At 71.9% G+C, this 292-nt stretch carries 1 protein-coding gene; it reads left to right on the forward strand.

Features of this window, described 5'->3' with window-relative positions; genetic code table 11:
• A partial coding sequence (locus EN859_RS37120; RefSeq protein WP_135913743.1) for a TetR family transcriptional regulator occupies positions 1-292 on the forward strand: 292 nt, incomplete at both ends.

The raw sequence follows: 292 nt of genomic DNA on the forward strand, positions 1-292 counted from the left end.
TCGCCGATCAAACGCGGGCGGCGCTCGTGCATGCCGCCCTCAAGCTGTTCGGGCGGCAGGGCTTCGACGGCACCTCGACGCGCGAGATCGCCGCCGAGGCCAAGGCCAATATCGGCTCCATCGCCTACCATTTCGGCGGCAAGGAAGGCCTGCGCGCCGCCGCCGCCGACTACATCGTCGAAACCATCCAGGGGATTGCCGGCCAGGCGCTCGGCGCTGCCCGGGCGGCGGCCCCCGCCAGCCCCGAAGCCGCGCGGGCTCAGCTCTTTTTCGCGCTGGAGCGGATGGTCGG

This window comes from Mesorhizobium sp. M00.F.Ca.ET.216.01.1.1, assembly GCF_004010325.2.
GTDB lineage: Bacteria > Pseudomonadota > Alphaproteobacteria > Rhizobiales > Rhizobiaceae > Mesorhizobium.